This window comes from Pseudomonas sp. ok272, from assembly GCF_900109995.1.
In the GTDB taxonomy this organism is placed as follows: Bacteria; Pseudomonadota; Gammaproteobacteria; order Pseudomonadales; family Pseudomonadaceae; genus Aquipseudomonas.
Genome location: NZ_FOCB01000050.1, coordinates 1 through 1170 on the forward strand (window position 1 = coordinate 1; position 1170 = coordinate 1170).

The window sequence follows — 1170 nt, forward strand, 5'->3', positions numbered from 1 at the left end:
TCAGCGCGTTGGTTTACTCGCTGCTGGTGTGATCGTGCCCAGGGACTCAGCGTTGGCGCTCAGGCCAGAGCGTGACGGCTAATCCGCTGGCCTATCGAAAACAACGGCGGTTTTAGGCGCGACAGTAGGCAAGCAAAAAGGGGGCGAATAAATAAATCCGTCCCTTTTTCTTTCTCGTCCCCTTTTCTTTCTCTGTTTTTTGCTTGTTGAACAACAAGGGGGCAGCTAGACCACAAGTGCTCTTATGGAGGCGTAATTAGGTGCAGTAAAAGAACTACCCTCAGTGCCATTATATAAATGTACTGATCTTACAGTCCCAGATCCCGCAGAGGTCGAAGACCAAAAGTTTCCGGAAGGACCAGCATCTTGCCAGTCTGGATCTGGTCGATGTACGGAGCTATAGGTTGTTCTGACGAGAATGAGTTCATCCCTGGTCAAGACCCGTCCTCTGCTGGCTGCCGTTGCATAGGGAACTACCCCTGTAAAAGAGGCGTGGGATACGTTTGAGACAAAAATCAGGCAGGACTTGGTTTGATTTGAACTGTCATAAACGGTAACGGTTGCCGTCCCATTGCCCCTGGAAGAGATGTTGCCCCAGACATCTACTGCGGCAATATCTGGATTACTTGAAATGTATGTATAGGGCGGCAAACCTCCGCTTGCAACTCGAGAAAGGCTCGTGTTTGGTGGCCATACATAAACGACTTTGTTCAACCATATGATTGGTCCAGCAAGCGATACAGCACTGGTATCAAAGATCAACTCACTGAGCACAGTCAAGGCGCGCGGTGGCTCGGATATTTGCCGACTGCCATACAGCGCTTTGGCTGTCAGACTATGTGCACCCACTGCCAGAGAGATGGTGTGTGTCCAAATTCCGTTCACGACGTCAATGCTGGCAATGCCTACGCCATAATCCTGAAGCTCGACCTTTTGCCCTGCGGTGGGAGTCGCGGTACCGGTGATCGTGATACTGGTGGCAATCGTGTTGCTATCGTTGGGAATCTCAACCCCGCCCCCTTGTACCGAAGTGATCTCGGGCCGCTGCTCCACCAAAGCATGAATGGTGTACGTGCGCACCGGGAACACCACGGCTTCGCTTTCAACCGTGCTCTTACCCAGCGCCGCCTTTAACTCCATGCTCAGGCTGCTGCCGTCCTTGAGGTTTTT

At 52.1% G+C, this 1170-nt stretch carries 1 pseudogene; it reads right to left on the reverse strand.

The features are described from left to right. Positions 1-225: 225 nt before the first annotated feature. Positions 226-1170, reverse strand: a pseudogene (locus BMW74_RS25315) (hypothetical protein); the annotation flags it as partial.